Below are 22,013 nucleotides of genomic sequence, written 5' to 3' on the forward strand. Positions count from 1 at the left end.
AAATGGTCAAATGTCTTCACGAAACGCACCCTGCGGATGAGGTGTTGAACTGTAAGCACGGCGGGGATTTTTTGCATCCGATCGTTACGGTAGTACAGTTCGATGAAACACAGCGTTCGAGGTAACGGGATGGCACAAAAAGCCGAAGACGACGACAAGGTTCGCCTGGACAAATGGCTGTGGGCGGCACGCTTCTACAAGACCCGCGCGTTGGCCAAGGCGGCGATCGAGAGCGGCAAGGTGCATTGCCGGGGCGAGCGCTGCAAGCCGGGCAAGGAACCGCGGGTGGGTGACGAGTTCGTGCTGCGTACCGGGTTCGATGAACGTACCGTGGTGGTGAAGGCGCTGTCGGTGGTGCGGCGTGGGGCGCCAGAGGCGCAGACGTTGTACGAAGAGACCGAGGACAGCGTGCGTCGGCGTGAGCAGGCGGCTGAACTGCGCAAGGCCGGGGCGATGGGTGTGACCACCGATGGGCGGCCGACCAAGAAGCAGCGGCGGCAGATTCACCAGTTGCATGGCAGCTTCGAATAGCCGGGGCCGCGTTGCGGCCCTTTCGCGACACAAGGCCGCTCCTACAGGAAATCGCGTTCCCCGGTAGGAGCGGCCTTGTGTCGCGATGGGCTACGCAGTAGCCCCAAGGATCTAGCGGGTCACCGCCAAGCGCCCGACCAACGGTAACTTGGCCGCGATCGCGAACAACGGCGCTGTCCAGCGCATCAGCACCGCACTACCCTTGGCCGCCAGCGGTGTGTAGCAGCTCCAGCCCAACGCCAGCACTGCCATCAGCAGCCCGCCGATATAGTCATCCTGCCCCCAGTGGGCACCGGCCACCAGGCGCGGCAACATGAACAGTACCGCCAGCCCCCAGACCACCAGGTACTGCACCAGGCGGCGGCTGAACACGCTCATGAACAGCGCCCAGACCAACAGCACCGAGGCATGGTCCCCCGGGAAACTCTTGCTGGAACGGTCCTTGAGCTCCCAGGCCGCCTCCAGGTTCGGGTAGTAGTCGCTGAGGTGCACCACCTCGTCGAACATCATCGACGGGCTCTTGTGCTGCCAGCCGGCTGCATCCACCCACTTGGAAAACAGCGCGCGAATCACCACTAAGAGGGTTAGCGTGACCAGAAAGCCGAAAAAGGCCTGGCGAACCTGGGTTGCCTTGAACACCCAGTCGCCACGGATAAGCACTGCCAGAAGGATCAGGCCGACGACGATGTCGAACGGGCGCAGGCTGCCGATGGTCCAGATGTAGCGCCATGTGGTGTTGTCGGCTAGCGGCGCATTCAGGCTGTGGAACAGCCACTCGTCGAAAGTCAGGCACAGGATCTGGCCAATGGGCCATAACCAGAAAGACAGTAGAGCGATGGGAAGCAGCGTACAGGCTGCCAATGGCCCCCAGGACCACCTTGCTTGGAACAGTGGTCGATTATCCATAAAATACCTCTATTGCAAACAGGAATCGGAGCGCCTTGTGAGCGCTCTGTCACGGGGTTCTCGCATGTTTCTCGACAACCCTTGTAACCATTTTGTCATCATTTTTTAGATAGCCAAAACCTATGAGCGACTTGCCTGATACCGATTTCACCCAACGTTTCATCTTCGACGAGCGCGATGTGCGCGGCGAGTGGGTGTCTCTCGACGACAGCTACGCCGCGGTGCTGGCGCGTCATGAATACCCGCAGCCGGTACAGGCGCTGCTCGGTGAGCTGATGGCCGCCACCGCCTTGCTGGTGGGGGCGTTGAAGTTCGACGGCCTGCTGATTCTGCAGGCGCGTTCGGAAGGGCCGATCCCGCTGCTGATGGTGGAGTGCTCGGGCGAGCGCGACATCCGAGGCATGGCGCGTTATGACGCCGAGCAGATCCCTGACGGCGCCACCCTGTCGCAACTGATGCCAGACGGCCACCTGACCCTGACCATCGATCCGGTCAAGGGCCAACGCTACCAGGGCACCGTGGATCTTGATGGCGCCACCCTGTCGGAGTGCTTCACCAACTACTTCGTCCAGTCGCAACAGCTCAATACCCGCTTCTGGCTCAACGCCGAAGGCGGCAAGGCCCGTGGTCTGCTGCTGCAGCAACTGCCGCGCGATCGCCAGCCGGACGATGAAGAGCGTGAAGAAAGCTGGCAGCACGTTGTGGCATTGGCCACCACGCTCAAGGCTGATGAGTGGGCGCTGGACAACGAAACCCTGCTGCACCGCCTGTACCACGAAGACGCCGTGCGCCTGTTCGACATCCAGCCGCTGCGCTTCAATTGCAGCTGCTCACGCGAACGTTCCGGCAATGCGCTGGTCAGTTTGGGCGAGCACGACGCCAAGGCGCTGGTGGAAGAATGCGGCGGGCAGGTGGAGATCGATTGCCAGTTCTGTAACGAGCGCTATTTCTTCGACGCCAGCGATGTGGCGCAACTGTTTGCCGGTGGCGGTACTGACGTAGCCTCAGAAACTCGTCACTGAAACGTTTAACCACAGGATAATCTCCTGTCTAATTGCGCAAAAGCGCAGTTCTGACAGGAGGGGCCTACTTTTTTTGGGCGTTTCTGGCATAATCCGGCCACTTTTTTCGCTGTAGTAGTTTTTTCAAGACAACTACAAAACGTTTGGAGCACTCGGCCTCGGGCCGGATGGGGTATCTCATGACGCAAGCCAACAACACCGTGTACACCGACCTGAGCGTCGATGAGCTGGTAAAAGAAGCGCTGCAACGCGGTGAAGGCGTACTAGCCGATACTGGTGCACTGGTCGTGGAGACTGGTCACCGTACTGGCCGTTCGCCGGCTGACCGTTTCATCGTCGAAGAACCTTCCACCCAGGACGCCATTGCCTGGGGCCCGATCAACCGCAAGTTCCCGGCCGACAAGTTCGATGCCCTGTGGGACCGCGTCGAGGCGTTCAACAACGCCCAGGATCACTTCGTTTCCTACGTCCACGTAGGGGCGGCCGCCGAGCACTACCTGCCGGTGAAGATGACCACCCAGACTGCCTGGCAGAACCTGTTCGGTCGTTGCCTGTTCATCAACCCGGAGCAGTACAACCCGGCTGGTCGTGGCGAGTGGCAGGTCCTCAACGTCGCCAACTTCGTGTGCGAACCTGAGCGTGACGGCACCAACTCCGATGGTTGCGTGATCATCAACTTCGCCCAGAAGAAGGTGCTGATCGCTGGCATGCGCTACGCCGGCGAAATGAAGAAAGCCATGTTCTCGGTGCAGAACTTCCTGCTGCCGGCTGCCGACGTACTGCCGATGCACTGCGCCGCCAACATCGGCGAAGCAGGCGATGTGACCCTGTTCTTCGGCCTGTCCGGCACCGGCAAGACCACCCTGTCGGCCGACGAAAGCCGTTACCTGATTGGTGACGACGAGCACGGCTGGGGCGAGGGCGTGGTCTTCAACATCGAAGGCGGTTGCTACGCCAAGTGCATCGACTTGTCCGAGAAGAACGAGCCGGTCATCTGGAAAGCCATCAAGCATGGTGCCGTGCTGGAAAACGTCGTTCTCGACGCCAACAAGCACGCCGACTACAGCGATGTCAGCCTGACCCAGAACAGCCGTGCGGCCTACCCGCTGGAGCACGTTGCCAAGCGTTCCGAAGCGAACCTGGGCGGCGAGCCGAACGCAGTCATCTTCCTGACCTGCGACCTGACTGGTGTTCTGCCGCCGGTTTCGATCCTGAACAACGAGCAGGCGGCCTACCACTTCCTGTCCGGCTACACCGCGCTGGTCGGTTCCACCGAAATGGGTTCGGGCAGCGGCATCAAGTCGACCTTCTCCACCTGCTTCGGCGCCCCGTTCTTCCCGCGCCCGGCTGGCGAGTACGCCGAGCTGCTGATCAAGCGTATCAAGGGCTTCGACTCGAAGGTCTATCTGGTCAACACCGGCTGGACCGGCGGTGGCTACGGCGTTGGCAAGCGCTTCAGCATCCCGACCACCCGTGCCGTGATCGCTGCGATCCAGAGCGGCGCGCTGATCGGTGCCGAAACCGAGCACCTGGACATCATCAACCTGGACGTGCCGAAGGCCGTTCCGGGCGTTGAAACCGAGCTGCTCAACCCGCGCACCAACTGGGCTGACAAGGCTGCCTACGACGAGGCCGCCAAAGGCCTGGCCAAGCTGTTCATCGAAAACTTCAAGAAGTTCGAAGTTTCCGACGCCATCAAGGCCGCAGGCCCGCAGCTGTAAGCTGAGCCTACCTGTAACGAAAAGGCCGCCCCAACGGGCGGCCTTTTCGTTTTCTACTGCCTGTGCCGGCCTCTTCGCGGCTAAAGCCGCTCCCACAGGCACTGCACTGCATTCAACGTTGGTGGTGTACCTGTGGGAGCGGCCGCGAAGAGGCCCGCACAAGCAGCGGAAATCCGGTTTTTCTGTTTCACTGTCAGCATCCATTGCGAAGACAAGAGCCAGCCAGATGACCGAATCCCCCCAGCGCACTGCCTTCTCTCACTTCCACCCCATCCTCACCCGTCCCCAGGACAATGACCTGAACGGCCATATCGCCGGTGCCACCGTGCACGGCTTTTTCGAAACCGCCATCCAGGCGTTCCTCGTCGAACAGGCCGAACTGGACCTGCGTGACGGCGAGCTGGCGGCCTTCGTGGTCAGTTCGGCGGCGGATTTCTACGCGTTGCCGGGCTTCCCGGACGTGCTGGAAGTGGGGCTGGGGGTAACGCGCCTGGCGGGCAGCACGGTGGAGTACCGCCTGGCGCTGTTCCGCCCAGGGGAGCCGGAGGCGTGTGCGGCAGGCACGGTGGTGCAGGTGTTCATCGAACGCACCAGTGGCCGGCCTGTGGCGTTGCCAGCGGTGTTGCAGGTGATCCTGTCTGGCATCCTGCTGGAACAGCAGGCATAAAAAAGCCCCGCTGGCAGGGGCGGGGCTTTTGTTGCCGGGGCAGGGCCCTCAGGCGTTAGTCGCGCCAGTGGCGCTTGTGCTTGCGGTGGCCGTAGTGGTGGCCACGGTCCCAGTGGCGACGGTCGTCGTCATAGCCACGACGGTAGCGGCGGCCATCGTGGTAATCGTCTCTGTCGGCCTCTTTACCCATGTAGTTACCCAGTGCGCCACCGGCGCCACCGCCGGCTGCCGCGCCAATGTAGCTACCGGTAGTGCCGCCCATGGAGCGGCCGACCACGTTGCCGCCTGCGGCGCCCAATGCGCCACCGATGGCTGCCTCACCACGCTGGTGCTTGTTGGCACCGACTGCACTGCCAGCTGCGCCGCCCAGGCCAGCGCCGATCGCGCCGCCTGTGCTACCACCAATGGACTGGCCCACGACAGAGCCCAGTACCCCACCCAATGCGCCGCCAATGCCGGCCTCGGTGGTGCCGCCTGCCATGGCAACGCCGCTGAGCAAGCTGAAAGACAACAACAGTATCGAGGAGTACTTCTTCATCAAGAGAGCCTCATAGGGATGACGAGGCGAATTTGAGCCCAACAAGCGCGCCTGGCAACGGAAATCCGACGAGTAACACGACTTGTGCACAATTCTCTAACTTACTGTATTTACTATGAAACTTTATTGTTTTTCCGCTGTCTGAAGCCTTTATGACGAAGCCCTGAACCGATATGGAACAGGGCTTTTTTGTTTTTTGCGGTAGGGCTTCCGGCCTCTTCGCGGGCACGCCCGCTCCCACAGGTACAGCACAGGAATCGAAACATGTGGACTTCCTGTGGGAGCGGGCGTGCCCGCGAAGAGGCCAACACGATTCCTACAGGATACGCCCGTCGTCCCGCGCCCGCTCCAGCTTGATGGCAATGAACTTCGACGTCGGCGTATGGCTGCCATCGCCAATGCTTTCCAGCGGCACCAGCGGGTTCACCTCCGGGTAGTAAGCCGCCGCCTGCCCGGCCGGGATGTCGAAGGCCAGCAGGGTAAAGCCGTGCACGCGGCGCACATGCTCATCCCCCCACAACGACACGATGTCGACCTGCTGCCCCGGCTGGAAGCCCAGGCGGATGATGTCGGCTTCGTTGGCGAACAGCACCTCGCGCTGGCCGCGTACGCCGCGGTAACGGTCATCCAGGCCGTAGATGGTGGTGTTGTACTGATCGTGCGAGCGCATCGACTGCATGATCAGGTCCGGCACTTGGCCGCTGGCGCGTACGCGCTCGTCGAGCAGCGTGTCGGGCAGCAGGTTGGCCTTGAAGTTGGCGCGGCCGGTGCTGGTCTTCCATTCGCGGCTGGCGGCGCTGTTGCCCAGGTAGAAACCGCCCGGCTCGCGCAGGCGCTGGTTGAAGCCGCTGAAGCCGGCGATGGTGTCGCCGATCAGCTCGCGAATACGGTCATAGTCCGCCACCAGCCAGTGCCAGTCCACGGGCTTCTTGCCCAGGGTGGCGGCGGCGATACCAGCGATCACCGCCGGCTCCGAGCGCATCTGCGTCGACAGCGGCTTCAGCTGGCCATTGGAGGCGTGGACCATGCTGAACGAGTCCTCTACCGTTACCGCCTGTGGCCCTTCGGCCTGCAGGTCGATGTCGGTGCGGCCCAGGCACGGCAGGATCAGTGCCTGCTTGCCGTGCACCAGGTGGCTGCGGTTGAGCTTGGTGCTGATGTGCACGGTCAGCTCGCAGTTGCGCAATGCCTGGGCGGTGCGTTCGGTGTCCGGCGTGGCCTGGGCGAAGTTGCCGCCCAGGCCGATGAACACCTTGGCCCGGCCTTCGAGCATGGCGTGGATCGCCTCGACGGTGTTGTGGCCGTTGTGCCGGGGCACGGGGAAGCCGAAGCGCTGCTCGATGGCGTCCAGCAGGGCCACCGGTGGGCGTTCGTTGATGCCCATGGTGCGGTCACCCTGCACGTTGCTGTGCCCGCGCACCGGGCACAGGCCGGCGCCTGGTACGCCGATGTTGCCGCGCAGCATCTGCAGGTTGACGATTTCCTGGATGGTCGGCACCGAATGGCGGTGCTGGGTAATGCCCATCGCCCAGCACATGATCACCCGCTTGCCGCGGCAATACATGCGCGCGGCCAGTTCGATGTCGGCCAGCGCCAGACCGGACTGGGCCTGGATGTGCTCCCACGGGGTAGCATCCACCACCGCCAGGTACTCGTCGACGCCATGGCCATGTTCGGCAATGAAGGCGTGGTCGAAGATGGCCGGTTCGCCCTTGGCCTGGGCTTCGCGTTCCCATTGCAGGACGAACTTGGCCATGCCGCGCAGCATCGCCATGTCGCCGCCCAGGGCCGGGCGGAAGAATGCGGTGTTGGTCGGCCGGTCGCTGTTGGTCAGCATTTCCAGCGGGTTCTGCGGGTGCTGGAAGCGCTCCAGGCCCCGTTCCTTGAGCGGGTTGATGCACACCACCTGCGCCCCGCGTTTGACCGCATCGCGCAGCGGGTCGAGCATGCGCGGGTGGTTGGTGCCGGGGTTCTGGCCCCAGACGAAAATCGCGTCGGCATGCTCGAAGTCGTCGAAGGTGACAGTGCCCTTGCCGACCCCGACGCTTTGCCCCAAGGCCACGCCACTGGCCTCGTGACACATGTTCGAGCAGTCGGGGAAGTTGTTGGTGCCGTAGGCGCGTACGAACAACTGGTACAGGTATGCCGCCTCGTTGCTGGCGCGCCCCGACGTGTAGAACTCGGCCTGGTCAGGGTTGGCCAGCTTGTTCAGCTCGCGGGCAATCAGGGCGAAAGCGGCATCCCAGCTGATCGGCTGGTAGCGATCGCTAGGCGCGTCATAGACCATCGGCTCGGTCAGGCGCCCCTGGTACTCCAGCCAGTAGTCGCTCTGCTGCAGTAGCGAAGTGACGCTGTAGCGGGCAAAAAAGGCAGCATCGACGCGGCGCTTGGTCGCCTCCCAGTTCACCGCCTTGGCACCGTTCTCGCAGAACTTGACCATGCCGCTTTCCGGCGAATCGCCCCAGGCGCAGCCGGGGCAGTCGAAACCGCCGTTCTGGTTGGTCTTGAGCAGGGCGCGAATGTTCTTCAGTGCGTTGTCGCTGCCGACCCAGGCCTTGGCCACGCTGCGCAGCGCGCCCCAGCCACCGGCGGGGCCGTGGTAGGGCTTGTAGCGAGGGGAGGAGGCTGGGGCGTTGTCCGGGAGGTGTTGGTACGAGGTCACGAGTGTTACGACTCCGCCGCTGGGCTGTAGACCCGCGGTGCGCTGTGCTTGGGCAGATGGATAAGGTTGAGGTTGTGCTTGCGCGCCCATTGCAGGGCAAGGCCGGTGGGCGCTGACAGGCTGACCAGGGTCTGGATACCGGCCCGCAACACTTTCTGGATCAGCTCCAGGCTGCAGCGGCTGGTGACGATAGCCAGGCCGCCCTGGCTGTCGATGCCTTGGCGCAGCAGGGCACCGATCAGCTTGTCGAGGGCGTTGTGCCGGCCGATGTCTTCACGACCGAGCAGCAGTTCGCCATGGCGGTCCATGAACAGCGCCGCATGCACCGCGCCGCAGTGCTGGCCGAGGGGCTGGAAGGCATCGATGCGCTCACGCAGGCCGACCAGCCATTGCGCCGGTGGCAACGGCGCGCCAGGCAGCTCGGCCAGCTCTGGCAGTGCCTGCTCCAGCGCTTCGACCCCGCACAGGCCGCAACCACTGGTGCCGGCCAGCTGGCGGCGCTGGTTTTTCAGGTTCCAGAATGCACGGCTTGAAATCTCCAGGTCGGCATACATCGCCGAGCCGCTGCCGGAGAGCTTCAGGTCGTAGATTTCCGTGGGGCCTTCGACAATACCGCTGCCGACACTGAAGCCGACGGCGAAGTCTTCCAGGTCGGTTGGGCTGACCAGCATCACCGCCTGGTTGAGGCCGTTGTAGGCAATGGCCAGCGCCACTTCTTCGGCCAAGGGCGTATTGTCGCGTCTGGCGTCGCTGAGCTGGACGTAGTCGTAGCTGTTGCTGGCGGCGGGCATGGACAAGGGCGATGAGGCCGCGCAGACCGGAGGTTTGCTGTTCATCGGGGTGGGGCTATCGGCAGCTTTCGGATAGCACAAGCCTAGGCGTGCGGGCCGACGGCGTCTAATCGCTAGGGTCTATGCCTTGATAGACCGCGTCGATGGGTCGCATGGGGCAACAGGGGGAAAGCTGGCCTAGACTGCTGTGTCCGAGGTTTCGTCAACAAGGAGAGCGCTATGAGCTTGTTCAGTTTCGTCAAGGAAGCGGGCGAGAAGTTGATCGACCTGCTGACCCCCGGCAATGCCAATGCCGAAGAGCAGCTGAAGAAACACGTGGAAAGTGTTGGCCTGGGCAATCCGAATATCATGGCCACTGTAGAGGGGGACAAGATCATCCTCAAGGGCGAGGTGGCCAGCCAGGAGGAGAAAGAGAAGATCATCCTGGCGGCGGGCAACATCGCTGGCGTGGCCAGTGTCGATGACCAGATCATCGTGACCGGGCCGGTGGCCCAGGCGGCGCGGTTCGTGACGGTTGAGAAGGGCGATACATTGAGTGCCATTTCGAAGAAGGTGTATGGCGACCCCAACAAGTACCAGAAGATCTTCGAGGCCAACAAACCGATGCTCAAGCACCCGGACAAGATCTATCCGGGGCAGGTGCTGCGTATTCCTGACTGATCTCTGCAGCCTGTACCGGCCTCTTCGCGGGTAAACCCGCTCCCACAGGGATCGCACACAGTTCAGGCCTGTGGTGATCCTGTGGGAGCGGGTTTACCCGCGAAAGGGCCTTCACAGGCCTGCCAACAATTCCCGGTAATCCTCGACCGCCGCAAACTCTTCGGTATCCCGCGGCCCTGCCTGGCTATCCGGCTGGCGCACCGCCAGCAGATGCCCCACGCCAAACCGTCTGGCACTGCGCAGAATCGCCAGGGTGTCATCGATGAACAGGCTGCGCTCCGGTTCAAAGCCAATGTCTGCCTGCAAGGCATCCCAGAACTGCGGGCTTTCCTTCGGGTAGCCATAGTCATGCGAGCTGATCAGCCGCTCGAAATATGGCGCCAGCTCCACCCGCTCCAGCTTCAGCGACAGCGAATCCCGGTGCGCATTGGTGATCATCACCACGCGCTTGCCCGCGTCGCGGATCGCTGCCAGGAAGGTATCGGCATCCGGGCGCAGGGCGATCAGGTCGGCGATTTCCTGTTTCAGCTCGCGGATCGGCAGCCGCAGCTCGCGGCTCCAGAAGTCCAGGCAATACCAGTTCAGCGTACCGGCATTGCGTTCGAACAGCGGCTGCAGCTCCATTTCCGCCATGGCCCGGCTTACCCCGTGCAGCTCGGCATAGCGCTGGGGCAGGTGATCCAGCCAGAAGCGGTTGTCGTAATGCAGGTCAAGCAGGGTGCCGTCCATGTCCAGCAGGACGGTATCGATGGCAGACCAGGGAAGAACAGGCATGGGAAACTCTCGATCAGTCGGCAAGCCACGGTATAGTAACCCGTTCACGCCAAGGAGCCGCCCCATGCGCCAGAAACCCACCGTCCTCAGCCGCGAAATCGTCGCCAGCAGCCGCCTGTTTCGCGTCGAAGCCGTGCAATTGCGCTTCAGCAATGGCAACGAACGCACCTACGAGCGCCTGGTGGGCCGGGGCAATGGCTACGGGGCGGTGATGATCGTGGCCATGCTCGACGCCGAGCACGCAGTGCTGGTGGAGGAATACTGCGGCGGCACCGACGAATATGAGCTGTCGTTGCCCAAGGGCCTGATCGAGCCGGGCGAGGACGTGCTGGCGGCAGCCGACCGGGAGCTCAAGGAAGAAGCCGGTTTTGGCGCGCGCCAGCTGGAGCACCTCACCGAGCTGTCGCTGTCGCCGGGCTACATGAGCCAGAAGATCCAGGTGGTGCTGGCCAGCGACCTGTACGAGGAGCGCCTGGAAGGCGACGAGCCGGAGCCGATGCGGGTCGACAAGGTCAACCTGCGCGAGCTCTCGGCCCTGGCCATGCACCCGCAGTTCACCGAGGGGCGTGCCCTGGCGGCGCTGTACCTGGCGCGTGACCTGCTGATTCAGCGGGGGCTGCTGGAAGCATGAACGACCTGCAATTGATGCACGAAGTGGTCAAGCTGGCCCTGTTGGCGGGCGAGGCAATTCTGCCGTTCTGGCGCGCCGATGTGGCCGTGACCAACAAGGCCGACGATTCGCCGGTCACCGCCGCCGACCTGGCGGCGCACCGGGTGATTGCCGATGGCCTGCTGGCGTTGGCGCCGCAAATCCCGGTGCTGTCCGAAGAGGACTGCAACATTCCGTTGGCCGAGCGCCAGGGCTGGAGCCGCTGGTGGCTGGTCGATCCGCTGGACGGCACCAAGGAATTCATTGCCGGCAGTGAAGAGTTCACGGTCAACATCGCCCTGGTCGAAAACGGCGAGGTGGTGTTTGGCGTGGTGTCCATGCCGACCAACGGGCGCTGCTATTTCGGTGGTCGCGAATTGGGGGCCTGGCGTGCGGAGGCCGGTGAAGCAGCCCAGCCGATCCAGGTACGCAACGCGCCGCCTACAGGTGGGCGCTTTACCGTGGTTGCCAGCCGTCGGCATTCCAGCCCGGAACAGGAAGCACTGTTGGCGGGGCTGGGGATGGCGGTGGGGGAGCTGGAACTGGCCAATATCGGCAGTTCGTTGAAGTTCTGCCTGTTGGCCGAGGGTAGCGCCGATTGCTATCCGCGCCTGGCCCCGACCTCGCAGTGGGACACCGCGGCGGCGCAGGGGGTGGTGGAAGGAGCAGGGGGCGAAGTGATCGGGCTGGATGGCTTGCCGTTCCGGTACCCAGCGCGGGAATCGTTGCTCAACCCGCATTTCCTGGCGTTGCCGGCCAATGCTGCGTGGCGTCAAGCCTTCCTGAACCTGATCTGACGACTCCACAGGTGCAGCAATTCTTCGTAGCTACGCAGAACCTGTGGGAGCGGGCAAGCCCGCGAACACCGGCGGTGCCTGCTTCGCGGGCGCGCCCGCACCCACAGGGATCGCGACAGCCTTCCAGTTTCAGCGGTGCAGGACGTACTGGCCGCTGAATTTCACCGCAGGCTCGTCGCTTCCGGCATTGCTCACCGTGGTCTCCAACGTCAACCGCGCCCGGCCACGGCGCTGGTACAGGGTCACGAAACGCTCCCAGGTTTTCTCATCCGGGGCCGCACAGCGCGCCACCGCCGCTCCGGTAACCGGCAGCGGATAACTGATCTGCCCTTCCTGGATGACGATATGCCCGTCATCGATCCCCGACTCGCGCAGGCGCAGGTGCAGCCAGCCCCAACCCACCAGCACCGCGGCGCAGTACAGGCTGCCGCCGAACATGGTGCTCTTGTGGTTGACGTTGGCCGCCAGCGGCAATTGCAGGCGCAGGGTGTGCTGCTGCCAATCGAGCACCTCCAGGCCCATTTCGCGGGTCAGGGGGATGTCGCCGTGCAGGACGGACTGCAGGTACAGGCTATCGGTGTTCATTGACGGTTGTCCTCTTGATCGTCATGCCCGCCGCTACCACCGTCAAAGCTCAAGCCGTGCTTGCGCAGTTTGTCGTGCAGGGTCTTGCGGGGGATGCCCAGCGCCTCGGCCAGGCTACGCATGGAGCTGTGTGGCTGGGCCAGTTCGGCAGCGATCAGCGAGCGTTCGAACTGCTCTACCTGTTCGCTAAGGTTGCCGTTCAGCATCGGTGCCGAAGGCATTGCCGCAGGCGGCGCCTGGCCGTCCAGGGCCAGTTCCAGGCCAAGGGCGAAACGTTCGGCGGCGTTCTGCAGCTCGCGTACGTTACCGGGCCAGTCGTGGCGCAGCAGAATGGCGCGCTGGGCTGGCTGCAGGCTGTGCGGCGGCAGGCCATGGCGCTGGCTGGCAGCGTCAGCGAAGTGCTGGAACAGCACCAGGATGTCATCGCCGCGTTCGCGCAGCGGTGGTATACGCAGCGGCGCCACGTTCAGGCGGTAATACAGGTCGGCGCGGAAGCGCCCCTGGTCGGCAGACTGGCGCAGGTCCTCCTTGGTCGCGGCGATGATGCGGATGTCCAGCGGGATCAGCTGGTTGCCGCCCAGACGCTCGACCACCCGTTCCTGCAGCATGCGCAGCAGTTTCACCTGCACATCCAGGCTCATGCTCTCGATTTCGTCGAGGAACAGCGTGCCGCCATTGGCGAACTCGAACTTGCCGATGCGGCGTTTCTGCGCGCCGGTGAACGCACCGGGCTCATGCCCGAACAGCTCGCTTTCGACCACCGACTCGGCCAGTGCGCCGGCGTTGATCGCCACGAACGGCCCGTCGCGGCGGCTGGACAGGTCGTGCAGGGCGCGGGCCACCACCTCCTTGCCGGCACCGGTCTCACCCAGGATCAGCACATCGGCGCGGGTGCCGGCCAGGGCGCCGATCTGCTCGCGCAGGCGCTGCATGGCCGGCGACTGGCCCACCAGGCGGGTGGCCAGTTGCTGGCGGTCGCTAAGGGCCAGGCGCAAGCTGCGGTTGTCCAGCACCAGGCGGCGCAGGGCCAGGGCACGGCGCACACTGTCGAGCAGGGCGTCGCTGGCAAAGGGTTTTTCCAGGAAGTCATAGGCGCCGGCGCGCATCGCCTGCACCGCCAGCGGCACATCACCGTGGCCAGTGATCAGCAACACCGGCAGCTCGTTGTCACGACCGTGCAGTTGTTCCAGCAGCTGCAGGCCATCGATGCCCGGCATGCGGATGTCGCTGACCACCACGCCGGGCCAGTCGGCCTCGATGCGGTCTGCCAGGCCCTGGGCATCAGCCAGGGCGACCACCTTGAGCCCGGCCAGGTCCAGGGTCTGGCTCAGGGCCTGGCGCAGGTGCGGGTCGTCGTCGACCAGGATGACCTGGGCTCGGCTGTCGATCAGTGTCTCGGTGGTCATGCCGAGGGGTCCTCCGAATTGGGCAAAGTAGCGCCAGGCGCGGCCACACGCAGCTGCAGGGTCAGCAGTGCGCCACCTTCCGGGTGGTTGGCCAGCAGCAATTCACCGCCCAGGGCGCGCATCAGGCTTTCGCAGATGGCCAGGCCCAGGCCCAGGCCCTGGGTGCGGGTCTTGGTGGTGAAGAACGGCTCCTTGGCGTGCTCCAGGGCCTGGCGGCTGAAGCCGGGGCCGTTGTCGCGAATGTACAGGTAGACGCAGTCATCGCGCTGCTCGGCACTTAGCCACAGGCGGCGCGGGTTGGCCTTTTCGGTCAGGGCGTCGAGGGCATTGGCCAGCAGGTTGCCGAGCACCTGGCGCAAGCGGGTCTCGCCGGCCTGTACCCACAAGGTGGCTTCCGGCAGGTCGCGGATCAGCTCGACGGCCATTGCCCGGCGGCGCTTGGCCAGCAGCGCCAGGGCGTCGTCCAGGGCCGGCTGCAGGGCCACGCTCTCCGGGGCGTGGCGGTCACGGCGGGCGAAGGCGCGCAGGTGGGCAATGATCGAGGCCATGCGCCCGGTCAGCTCGCCGATCAGCTTGAGGTTGCCGCGGGCGTCTTCGATACGCTGGTGGTCAAGCAGGATCTCGGCGTTTTCTGCGTAGCTGCGGATGGCAGCCAGCGGCTGGTTGAGCTCATGGCTGATGCTGGCCGACATAGTGCCGAGCACCGACAGCTTGCCAGCCTGTACCAGCTCATCCTGGGCGCGTACGGCCTCCTGTTGGGCGTTCTCGCGCTCCAGCACGGCGCTCTTGAGCCGGGTGTTCAGGCCTTCGAGGTCGGCGGTGCGCTCGGCCACGCGTTTTTCCAGTTCCTGGCGGCCACGGGCCTCGAAGTCGATGCGGTCGATATAGTGTCGGCGCCGCTGCATCACCAGGCCGGCCAGCAGCATCAGCACCAGCAGGGTGGCAGCGCCGATGGCCATCACGGTTTGCACCGAACGGTCGACCAGCGTGCGCGGGGCGAGGATGCTGACCTGCCAGCCGGTTTCCTTGATGTCGCGGGTCTGGCTTATCCAGGCGTCCGGGCTGAGCACCAGCGGTTGCGGGGCCTGGGTCGGGTAGGGCTGGATGGCGATGATGGCCTGGCGCTCGGCATCGGTCAGCGCGCGGGTCGCGCGGAAGCGCCAGTCGGGCCGCGAGGTCAGGATGACCACGCCATTGTGGTCGGTCAGCAACAGCTGCTCGGGGGTGCGGCCCCACAGGGTTTCGGTGTGGTCGAGGTCGACCTTGACCACCAGTACGCCAACGATGCGTTCACGGTCATGCACGGCGGCGGCAAAGAAGTAGCCGCGCTTTGCCGATGTGGTGCCCTGGCCGAAGAAGCGCCCCAGGCGGCCGGCCATGGCTTCGTTGAAGTAGGGGCGGAAAGCGAAGTTGCGGCCGACGAAGCTGTCGCGTTTGTCCCAGTTGGAGGCGGCCAGGGTGTTGCCGTTGACGTCCATCAGGTACATCACCTCGGCGCCGGTCTGCTGGACGATGTCCTTGAGCAGGCGGTTGGCGTTGGTCACCGCTTCCAGGCGCAACGGGTCGGCCAGTACCCCGCGCAGCGCCGGCAGGTCGCCGAGTATCTGCGGCAAGGTTTCGTAGCGGTGCAGGGTACCGAGCAGGTTGGCGACGTACAGGTCGAGGGTCTGGCGGTTTTGCGAGGCCAGTTCTTCCTGGTAGTAACGTTCGGCCAGGTGATGCAGGGGCCACAGTAATGGGGCCAGGCACAGGGCCAACAGGGCCAGGCTGCGCCAGCGGGGACGGCGTGGGGGCGTGGGTTTTGCAATCATCACGTAAAGGCGCCAGATAAGTCTGACGCAATTATGCGCTAGTTAAGGCAGCAGTTCCGCCTCTGCCAACGGCAGGCCGCGTTTGTCCTTGTCCGACAGCACCGGTGGTTGCTGCAGCCGCCAGTCGATGGCCAGGGTCGGGTCATCCCAGCGGATGCAGCGGTCGGCGCCCGGGTTGTAGTAGTCGGTGGTCTTGTAGAGGAACTCGGCCGACTCGCTCATCACCGCAAAGCCATGGGCGAAGCCGGGTGGAATCCACAGCTGGCGATGGTTGTCGGCCGACAGCTGCACCGCGACCCATTGGCCGAAGGTCGGCGAGCTCTTGCGTACGTCTACCGCAATATCACGGATTTCTCCCTGCACCACGCGCACCAGCTTGCCTTGGGTGTTTTCCACCTGGTAGTGAAGCCCACGCAGCACGCCCTTGATGGAGCGCGAGTGGTTGTCCTGGACGAACTCGACATTCACGCCGGTTTGCCGGGCGAACTCACGGGCGTTGAATGCCTCGAAGAAAAAACCACGGCTGTCACCGAAAACCTTCGGCTCGATGATCAGTACTTCAGGGATTGCGGTAGGGATGATGTTCATGGTGGTTCGCTGGCCCGTTTTGCCCACGTATTGACCCTAGCCGGTCTCGCCGGTTTTTTCCGCCTTGCGCTACAACGGGGTTAACAAGGTCTGGCTAAGGTAGATGTCATACCGTTTTGCTCCCCACTCAAGGCTGTATTTGTACCGATTGTTATCGGTTTAAGTGCGTGAGTGATTGATGGATTTCCCGATTACCGGGCTTCAAATATCGATATATATCGGTTATAAATTGGCAAACGCCCCAGCACAGTCCGGCTCAGGGCCATCACAGAGGTCAACCATGAAAACCCTCAACTCCACTCCCCGTGCCGATGGTTTCCACATGCCCGCCGAGTGGGCCCCGCAAACCCAGGTGTGGATGGTCTGGCCGGAGCGCCCGGACAACTGGCGCCTGGGCGGCAAGCCGGCGCAGGCTGCCCATGTGACCCTGGCCAAGGCCATTGCCCGCTTCGAGCCGGTAACCGTCGCGGTTTCTGCTGGTCAGTACGAAAATGCCCGTCGTCAGCTCGACCAGCCGAACATCCGCGTGGTCGAGATCAGCAATGACGACGCCTGGGTGCGTGACACCGGCCCGACCTTCGTCATCAACGACCAGGGTGAAGTGCGCGGCGTGGACTGGGGCTTCAATGCCTGGGGCGGCTTCGATGGCGGCCTGTACGCACCGTGGAACCGCGACGAGGAGCTGGCGGCCAAGGTACTGGAAATGGAGCGCTGCCAGCGCTACCACACCGAAGGCTTCGTGCTCGAGGGTGGCTCGATCCACGTGGACGGCGAAGGCACCGTGATCACCACCGAAGAATGCCTGCTCAACCGCAACCGCAACCCGCACCTGAACCGCGAGCAGATTGAAGCGGTGCTGCGCGACCATCTGGCGGTGGATACCGTGGTCTGGCTGCCGGATGGCCTGTACAACGACGAGACCGACGGCCACGTCGACAACTTCTGCTGTTACGTGCGCCCGGGGGAAGTGTTACTGGCCTGGACCGATGATTCCAACGACCCCAACTATGCACGTTGCCACGCCGCCATGGAGGTGTTGAAGAACACCCGCGATGCCAAGGGCCGTGAGTTTATCGTGCACAAGATGCCGATCCCGGGCCCGCTGTTTGCCACCGCCGAAGAGTGTGCCGGTGTCGATCAGGTGGCCGGTAGCCAGGAGCGCGACCCATCGGTGCGCCTGGCCGGCTCTTACGTCAACTTCCTCATCGTCAATGGCGGCATCATCGCGCCGAGCTTCGACGACCCAGCAGACGCTGAGGCCAGAGCGATTCTGGCGAAGGTTTTCCCCAACCATGAGGTGGTGATGATCCCAGGCCGTGAACTGTTGTTGGGCGGTGGCAACATCCACTGCCTGACCCAGCAGCAGCCTGCGCCGGTAAAGCGTTGATCGCACGGTGAATGAAGGGGCCCGTCACATGACGGGCCTTTTTTGTTTCCGGGGGCCGTCCGGAGGCCATTGCTGGCATATGTTTTGTATTGTTTTCAGTTAGATAGCTCGGCCAGGCCGCGCTCTCGGATCTGTAACAACACTTACGTAAATTAGCCGCTCACGGGCCAGGGAGTACGTGTAGAAATGAATGCAGCAAGTGAGTCGGCATTGCGCCCATCGGCAGTGAATCACCAATCGCTCAGGCTTGTGGCGAAGTGGTTGAAACACCATGGAAGCATCAGGGTCAGGACGACCGACACACGACGTCTGCTTGCCGGACGATACCCCCAAGGCTTGATCAGCGAAGCAGAAATGCAGGCGCTGATGGCGGTTTGGCACTGATCGATTGCTTGAACCTGTATCGGCCCCTTCGCGGCTAAAGCCGCTCCCACAGGGACACCACATGTCTCGAACCCTGTGGAGTACCTGTGGGAGCGGGCGAGCCCGCGAAAGGGCCGGTACAGGCAATAAAGATCAGAAGCTGTAACTGCCAGTCACCACCAGGCTGCGCGGGTCACCCACCTGGATCTGCGCCGCACTGGTCGCCGAACTGTAGTAGGTCTTGTCGGCGATGTTGCTCAGCGCCGCCCGCACATCCCAGTCATGCGTGCGGTACCCCGCCAATGCATCCCAGCGGCCATAGCCCGGTAGCACCGTGGTGTTCTGGTTGTCCGCATAACGCTCACCCACCAGCGTCAGGCCGGTTTCGGCGTACCAGCCCAGCTCCGGTTTCCAGGTCACGAACAGGCTGCCATTACGCTTGGCCACGTCATTGATGCGGTTGCCTTCCTGGCCGTTGTTGTCCTTGACGATGGTCGCATCCTGCAGGCCGATCCCACCGCGCACGTACCAGTTGCCGACGATATTGCCGGTGGCGGTCAGCTCGATGCCGCGCGAACGCTGCAAGCCGCTGAGCAGGATGTTTGCCGGGTTATGTGGGTCGCGGGTGCGGCGGTTGTACAGTTCCAGCTCGTAGATGGCCAGGGTGGTTGTCAGGCGCTGGTCGAGCCAGTCGCTCTTCACCCCGATTTCCTTCTGGCGGGTTTCTTCCGGCTTGGCGTCGTTACCGTTGCCCTTTGCGCCTGGGGTGATGCCGATCAGACCGCCACCTACAGGCGAGAAGGTCTTGCTCCACGAGGCGTAGAACGAATGGTCACGCCATGGGGTATAGACCACGCCCAGGCGCGGACTGGTGCTGTTGCTGTCCTGCGGTTCGCGCACGCCATCCTTGTTGGTGGTTTCCACTTCAAACTGGTCGAAGCGCACGCCAGCCAGGACTTGCCACTGATCGTTCAAGCGGATCTGGTCTTGCAGATAAAGGCCGCGGCTATCGACCACGGTATGGTTGTCACTAAACACCGTCATCGGGCCATTGTGCTGCTGGCTGCGGTCGGGGTTGCCAAGGTCAAGGCCTGGTACCGCCTGGCCACCTTCCTTGACAGGCAAAGTGGTGTACAGCAATGGGTCACGTTTCTGGTTGCCGAACTCCAGGCCCAGCAACAGCTTGTGCTCCAGGCCCAAGGTGTCGAAGTCGCCCTCGGCCTCCAGGTTGTTGAACAGGTTGCGGGTGTTCAGGTCTTGCTGCCAACGCTGGCGGGTAACGGTGTTGTTACTGGCGTTGTAGCCCGTGACGTAGGTGTTGTCGAACTCACTGTCGAGCGTGAACAGGCCCAGGGTATGGCGCAGCTGCCAGGTTTCGTTCAGCTGGTAGTTCAGGCGCGAGCGCAGCGACTGGGCGCGGTCGTCGATGTAGTCGCGCTGGGTATCGCCATAGGTGGTGCTGCGGCTGACATCGGCCGGGCGGCCGTTGACCCCGGGGATGCCACGGTCCGGGGTGCGGTTGTAGCGGCTGTATTCGTATTGCACCAGCCAGTTCAGGTCGGGGGTGACCTGCCAGCTGATCGATGGGGCGAATAGCTGACGGCTGCCGTCGATGCCGTCGCGGAAGCTGTTGTTGTCCTGGTTGCCCATGTTCAGGCGCAGGCTGACGGTGTCGCTGGGGTCGGCGCTGAGGTCGGCATACAGGCTGCGCAGGTCTTCGCTGCCGGCCTGCGCCTCGATGGTCGAGCGGCGGCCGGGTTCTGGCGCCTTGCTGACCCGGTTGACGATACCGCCCTGGCTGCCACGGCCATACAGCACCGCTGCCGGCCCCTTGAGCACTTCGACCCGCTCGATGTTATGCAGGTCGCGAATGTACTGGCTGTCGTCGCGAATGCCGTCCAGGTAGAAGTCGTTGCTGGCCTCGAAGCCGCGAATGCGCACGCTGTCGAAGCGGGTGTCGGCACCGCTGCTGACGTTGGGGATGCCTTCCAGCGCCTTGCCCAGGGTATTGCTGCCGTAATCCAGCACGTTGGCGGCCTTTACCGTGTCGATGGCCTGCGGCACATAACGTACCGGCGTCGAGGTGCGGGTCGCGGTGCTTACCTCCTTGACCCGCGGGTTGTCCTTCTCGCGCTCGCTGTCGGCGGTGACCGACAGTTCCGGCAGGGTGGTGGTGGCAGCACTGGCCAGGCCGGCGCTGAACAGCAGCGACAGGCCAAGCGTCAGGGGTGAAAGACGGCAGGGTACAAGCATGGGCACATCCGGATCGAGCAAGTGAAAAATAGATGCAGATGGTAATGCGTGTTATTTGCTGTTGCTTGAGTATTCGTAAAGGGTTGTATTTACATGTGTATCTTTTTGTAACATTGACAGTTACACCGCATGTTTTTGCAGAAGCCGCCTTGTACCGCGGAAAGTCCGTCCAGAGAAAATTGTCCGCTCGATCAAAAGGACTTTTCGCACGCGAGATAAATTGCCCACTGATAGCGCCAACCGGTATGGAAATGCACTGGTACCGTCGGTGATTTTGGTTATATCAACCTGCATTTCACGACTTTTTGACATTTGTAATCGCACACGGCTAGGATTCGGCCAACGCCTGCTGGCCATGCTCTTGGCCATGCTGCTGCCAGAGGCCGCCGTGTGATTACCGGCAGGCCTTCCAGTCTGGATCCGCATAGCGTCGAACCTACGAAGGGGCGTTGGTTCCTGGCGTCATATTGCAGAGCGTTTTTGATTAAGAAATAAGGAAAACAACATGTTGAAAACCAGGATCAGCCTGGTCGCCCTGGCGATGATCGCCGCGACCCAGGCACAGGCCAATGATCAGGCCGACAGCAAAGGCTTCATCGAGGACAGCCACGCCAACGTTCTGCTGCGCAACGCCTACATCAACCGTGACAAGAAACACGGCACCGACGACCAGATCGAATGGGGCCAGGGCGTCATCGCCAACTTCTCCTCCGGCTTCACCCAGGGCACCGTCGGTGTCGGCGTCGATGCATTCGGCCTGTACGCCGTGCGTCTGGACGGCGGCAAGGGCCACAACGGTGGCGCCGGTGTCGACTTCTTCAAGCCTTCGGACTTCAAGGACGAGAACGGCAACGCCAACTCGCCGCACAACCTGGCCCGTGGTGGCGCTGCTGTGAAGTTCCGCATCTCCAATACCGTGCTCAAGTACGGTGACCAGATGCCGGCACTGCCAGTGCTGCAGTACGACGACGCGCGTCTGCTGCCAGAAAGCTTCACCGGTACCCTGATCACCTCCAAAGAGATCCAGGGCCTGGAACTGAACGCCGGCCGCTTCACCCAGGAAGCGCGCAAGAGCGCCGAGCGCCGTGACGGTGGTGGCCTGAAGTCGATCAACGTCCTTGGTGGTAGCTACAAGTTCACCGACAACTTCACCGCTTCGCTGTACACCGCCGACAACGAAGACGTGATGAAGAAGCACTACCTGGGCTTGAACTACGTCTTCCCGATCGCCAGCGACCAGTCCCTGACCCTGGACTTCAACGGCTACAAGTCGGACATCGACGACAAGTTCGTGAAATCCGCTGGCCTGAACGGCGACTCCAACACCATCTGGAGCCTGGCAGCCACCTACGCGTACGGTGCGCACTCGTTCACCATCGCCCACCAGCGCAGCACCGGCAGCACCGGCTACAACTACGGCTGGTACCAGAACGAGGGTGGCGTGGGTGACGGTGGTTCGACCATCTACCTGGCCAACTCGTACTGGTCCGACTTCAACGCCGAAGACGAGCGTTCCTGGCAGCTGGGCTACGGCCTGGACTTCGGTGCCTACGGCATCCCGGGCCTGACCTACAAGCTGGCCTACGTGGTGGGTGACAACATCAACACCCGCAACGTCGCCAACCCGCAGGGCTTCGGTGAAGGTAAAGAGCGCGAGATCTTCAACCAGATCCGTTACGTGGTGCAGGACGGCCCGGCCAAGGACCTGTCGATCAAGCTGCGTAGCTCGTTCGTGCGTACCAACAACGCCGTGCAGCAGAACGGTTACAACGACGACGGCAACGAAGTCCGCGTATTCGTCGAGTACCCGATCAGCATCTTCTGATCCTGATCTGATGGCCTAGGGGCTGCTTTGCAGCCCATCGCGACACAAGGCCGCTCCCACATTGATCGGCATGCGCA

The 22,013-nt window shown here is 63.0% G+C and carries 20 protein-coding genes; 10 read left to right on the top strand and 10 right to left on the bottom strand.

Features of this window, described 5'->3' with window-relative positions; genetic code table 11:
- Window positions 1-129 precede the first annotated feature (129 nt).
- Window positions 130-531, top strand: coding sequence for an RNA-binding S4 domain-containing protein (locus A4C63_RS21320; protein ID WP_013970457.1), 402 nt, complete (start codon window positions 130-132; stop codon window positions 529-531).
- 111 nt (window positions 532-642) lie between these two features.
- On the opposite strand, the gene A4C63_RS21325 is transcribed toward A4C63_RS21320, so the two are convergent.
- Window positions 643-1,437 (bottom strand): phosphatase PAP2 family protein, encoded by a 795-nt coding sequence (locus A4C63_RS21325; RefSeq protein WP_063914460.1) that lies wholly within the window; start codon window positions 1,435-1,437, stop codon window positions 643-645.
- 122 nt (window positions 1,438-1,559) lie between these two features.
- On the opposite strand from A4C63_RS21325, the gene hslO reads away from it, so the two are divergent.
- From hslO to A4C63_RS21340, 3 genes are all read left to right on the top strand, one after another.
- Window positions 1,560-2,459, top strand: coding sequence for an Hsp33 family molecular chaperone HslO (gene hslO, locus A4C63_RS21330; RefSeq protein WP_063914461.1), 900 nt, complete (start codon window positions 1,560-1,562; stop codon window positions 2,457-2,459).
- A 179-nt stretch (window positions 2,460-2,638) separates the two neighbouring features.
- Window positions 2,639-4,180: a phosphoenolpyruvate carboxykinase gene (locus A4C63_RS21335; RefSeq protein WP_063914462.1), complete on the top strand. Its 1,542-nt coding sequence runs from the start codon at window positions 2,639-2,641 to the stop codon at window positions 4,178-4,180.
- Window positions 4,181-4,406: 226 nt separating this feature from the next.
- Window positions 4,407-4,847, top strand: a complete 441-nt coding sequence (locus A4C63_RS21340; RefSeq protein ID WP_063914463.1) for a thioesterase family protein — start codon at window positions 4,407-4,409, stop codon at window positions 4,845-4,847.
- A gap of 55 nt (window positions 4,848-4,902) precedes the next feature.
- On the opposite strand, the gene A4C63_RS21345 is transcribed toward A4C63_RS21340, so the two are convergent.
- From A4C63_RS21345 to fdhD, 3 genes are all read right to left on the bottom strand, one after another.
- The gene (locus A4C63_RS21345) at window positions 4,903-5,385 is read right to left on the bottom strand and encodes a glycine zipper domain-containing protein (protein WP_063914464.1); all 483 of its coding nucleotides are present in this window, start codon (window positions 5,383-5,385) and stop codon (window positions 4,903-4,905) included.
- Window positions 5,386-5,701: 316 nt separating this feature from the next.
- Window positions 5,702-8,047 carry an FdhF/YdeP family oxidoreductase gene (locus A4C63_RS21350; RefSeq protein WP_063914465.1) on the bottom strand — a complete coding sequence of 782 codons (2,346 nt, stop codon included), beginning with the start codon at window positions 8,045-8,047 and terminating at the stop codon, window positions 5,702-5,704.
- Window positions 8,048-8,052: 5 nt separating this feature from the next.
- On the bottom strand, window positions 8,053-8,883 hold the full coding sequence (gene fdhD / locus A4C63_RS21355; RefSeq protein WP_063914466.1) for a formate dehydrogenase accessory sulfurtransferase FdhD: 831 nt from the start codon (window positions 8,881-8,883) through the stop codon (window positions 8,053-8,055).
- Window positions 8,884-9,057: 174 nt separating this feature from the next.
- On the opposite strand from fdhD, the gene lysM reads away from it, so the two are divergent.
- Complete coding sequence (gene lysM / locus A4C63_RS21360; protein WP_063914467.1) at window positions 9,058-9,498, top strand: peptidoglycan-binding protein LysM; 441 nt, start codon at window positions 9,058-9,060, stop codon at window positions 9,496-9,498.
- Window positions 9,499-9,609: 111 nt separating this feature from the next.
- Here lysM and yrfG read toward each other — a convergent pair whose 3' ends face one another.
- Complete coding sequence (yrfG, locus tag A4C63_RS21365) at window positions 9,610-10,272, bottom strand: GMP/IMP nucleotidase (RefSeq protein ID WP_063914468.1); 663 nt, start codon at window positions 10,270-10,272, stop codon at window positions 9,610-9,612.
- A gap of 64 nt (window positions 10,273-10,336) precedes the next feature.
- Between yrfG and nudE the strand changes: the two genes are divergently transcribed.
- Both nudE and cysQ read left to right on the top strand, forming a co-directional pair.
- Window positions 10,337-10,903: an ADP compounds hydrolase NudE gene (gene nudE, locus A4C63_RS21370; protein ID WP_015268611.1), complete on the top strand. Its 567-nt coding sequence runs from the start codon at window positions 10,337-10,339 to the stop codon at window positions 10,901-10,903.
- Window positions 10,900-11,718, top strand: a complete 819-nt coding sequence (gene cysQ / locus A4C63_RS21375) for a 3'(2'),5'-bisphosphate nucleotidase CysQ (protein ID WP_063914469.1) — start codon at window positions 10,900-10,902, stop codon at window positions 11,716-11,718. Before nudE ends, cysQ begins: the two co-directional genes overlap by 4 nt.
- 129 nt (window positions 11,719-11,847) lie before the next feature.
- Here cysQ and A4C63_RS21380 read toward each other — a convergent pair whose 3' ends face one another.
- Genes A4C63_RS21380 through rfbC form a run of 4 tightly spaced genes read right to left on the bottom strand, consistent with a single transcriptional unit; the run spans window position 11,848 to window position 16,108 of the window.
- Complete coding sequence (locus tag A4C63_RS21380) at window positions 11,848-12,303, bottom strand: YiiD C-terminal domain-containing protein (protein WP_063914470.1); 456 nt, start codon at window positions 12,301-12,303, stop codon at window positions 11,848-11,850.
- Entirely contained in the window at window positions 12,300-13,709 is a 1,410-nt protein-coding gene (locus A4C63_RS21385) for a sigma-54 dependent transcriptional regulator (protein WP_063914471.1), read from the bottom strand. The genes A4C63_RS21380 and A4C63_RS21385 overlap by 4 nt, the downstream gene beginning before the upstream one ends.
- Window positions 13,706-15,520: an ATP-binding protein gene (locus A4C63_RS21390; RefSeq protein WP_063914472.1), complete on the bottom strand. Its 1,815-nt coding sequence runs from the start codon at window positions 15,518-15,520 to the stop codon at window positions 13,706-13,708. The genes A4C63_RS21385 and A4C63_RS21390 overlap by 4 nt, the downstream gene beginning before the upstream one ends.
- Window positions 15,521-15,562: 42 nt before the next feature.
- Window positions 15,563-16,108, bottom strand: coding sequence for a dTDP-4-dehydrorhamnose 3,5-epimerase (rfbC, locus tag A4C63_RS21395; protein ID WP_063914607.1), 546 nt, complete (start codon window positions 16,106-16,108; stop codon window positions 15,563-15,565).
- Between the two features lie 280 nt (window positions 16,109-16,388).
- Between rfbC and aguA the strand changes: the two genes are divergently transcribed.
- Entirely contained in the window at window positions 16,389-17,495 is a 1,107-nt protein-coding gene (gene aguA / locus A4C63_RS21400; RefSeq protein ID WP_063914473.1) for an agmatine deiminase, read from the top strand.
- 186 nt (window positions 17,496-17,681) lie between these two features.
- Window positions 17,682-17,879: a hypothetical protein gene (locus tag A4C63_RS26850; protein ID WP_082888390.1), complete on the top strand. Its 198-nt coding sequence runs from the start codon at window positions 17,682-17,684 to the stop codon at window positions 17,877-17,879.
- Window positions 17,880-18,011: 132 nt separating this feature from the next.
- Here A4C63_RS26850 and A4C63_RS21405 read toward each other — a convergent pair whose 3' ends face one another.
- Window positions 18,012-20,111 carry a TonB-dependent siderophore receptor gene (locus tag A4C63_RS21405; RefSeq protein ID WP_063914474.1) on the bottom strand — a complete coding sequence of 700 codons (2,100 nt, stop codon included), beginning with the start codon at window positions 20,109-20,111 and terminating at the stop codon, window positions 18,012-18,014.
- 505 nt (window positions 20,112-20,616) lie between these two features.
- Here A4C63_RS21405 and A4C63_RS21410 point away from each other — a divergent pair.
- A complete protein-coding gene (locus A4C63_RS21410) occupies window positions 20,617-21,936 on the top strand; it encodes an OprD family porin (RefSeq protein WP_063914475.1) in 1,320 nt (439 codons plus the stop codon).
- Window positions 21,937-22,013 lie beyond the last annotated feature (77 nt).

Source organism: Pseudomonas sp. p21, assembly GCF_001642705.1.
GTDB lineage: Bacteria > Pseudomonadota > Gammaproteobacteria > Pseudomonadales > Pseudomonadaceae > Aquipseudomonas.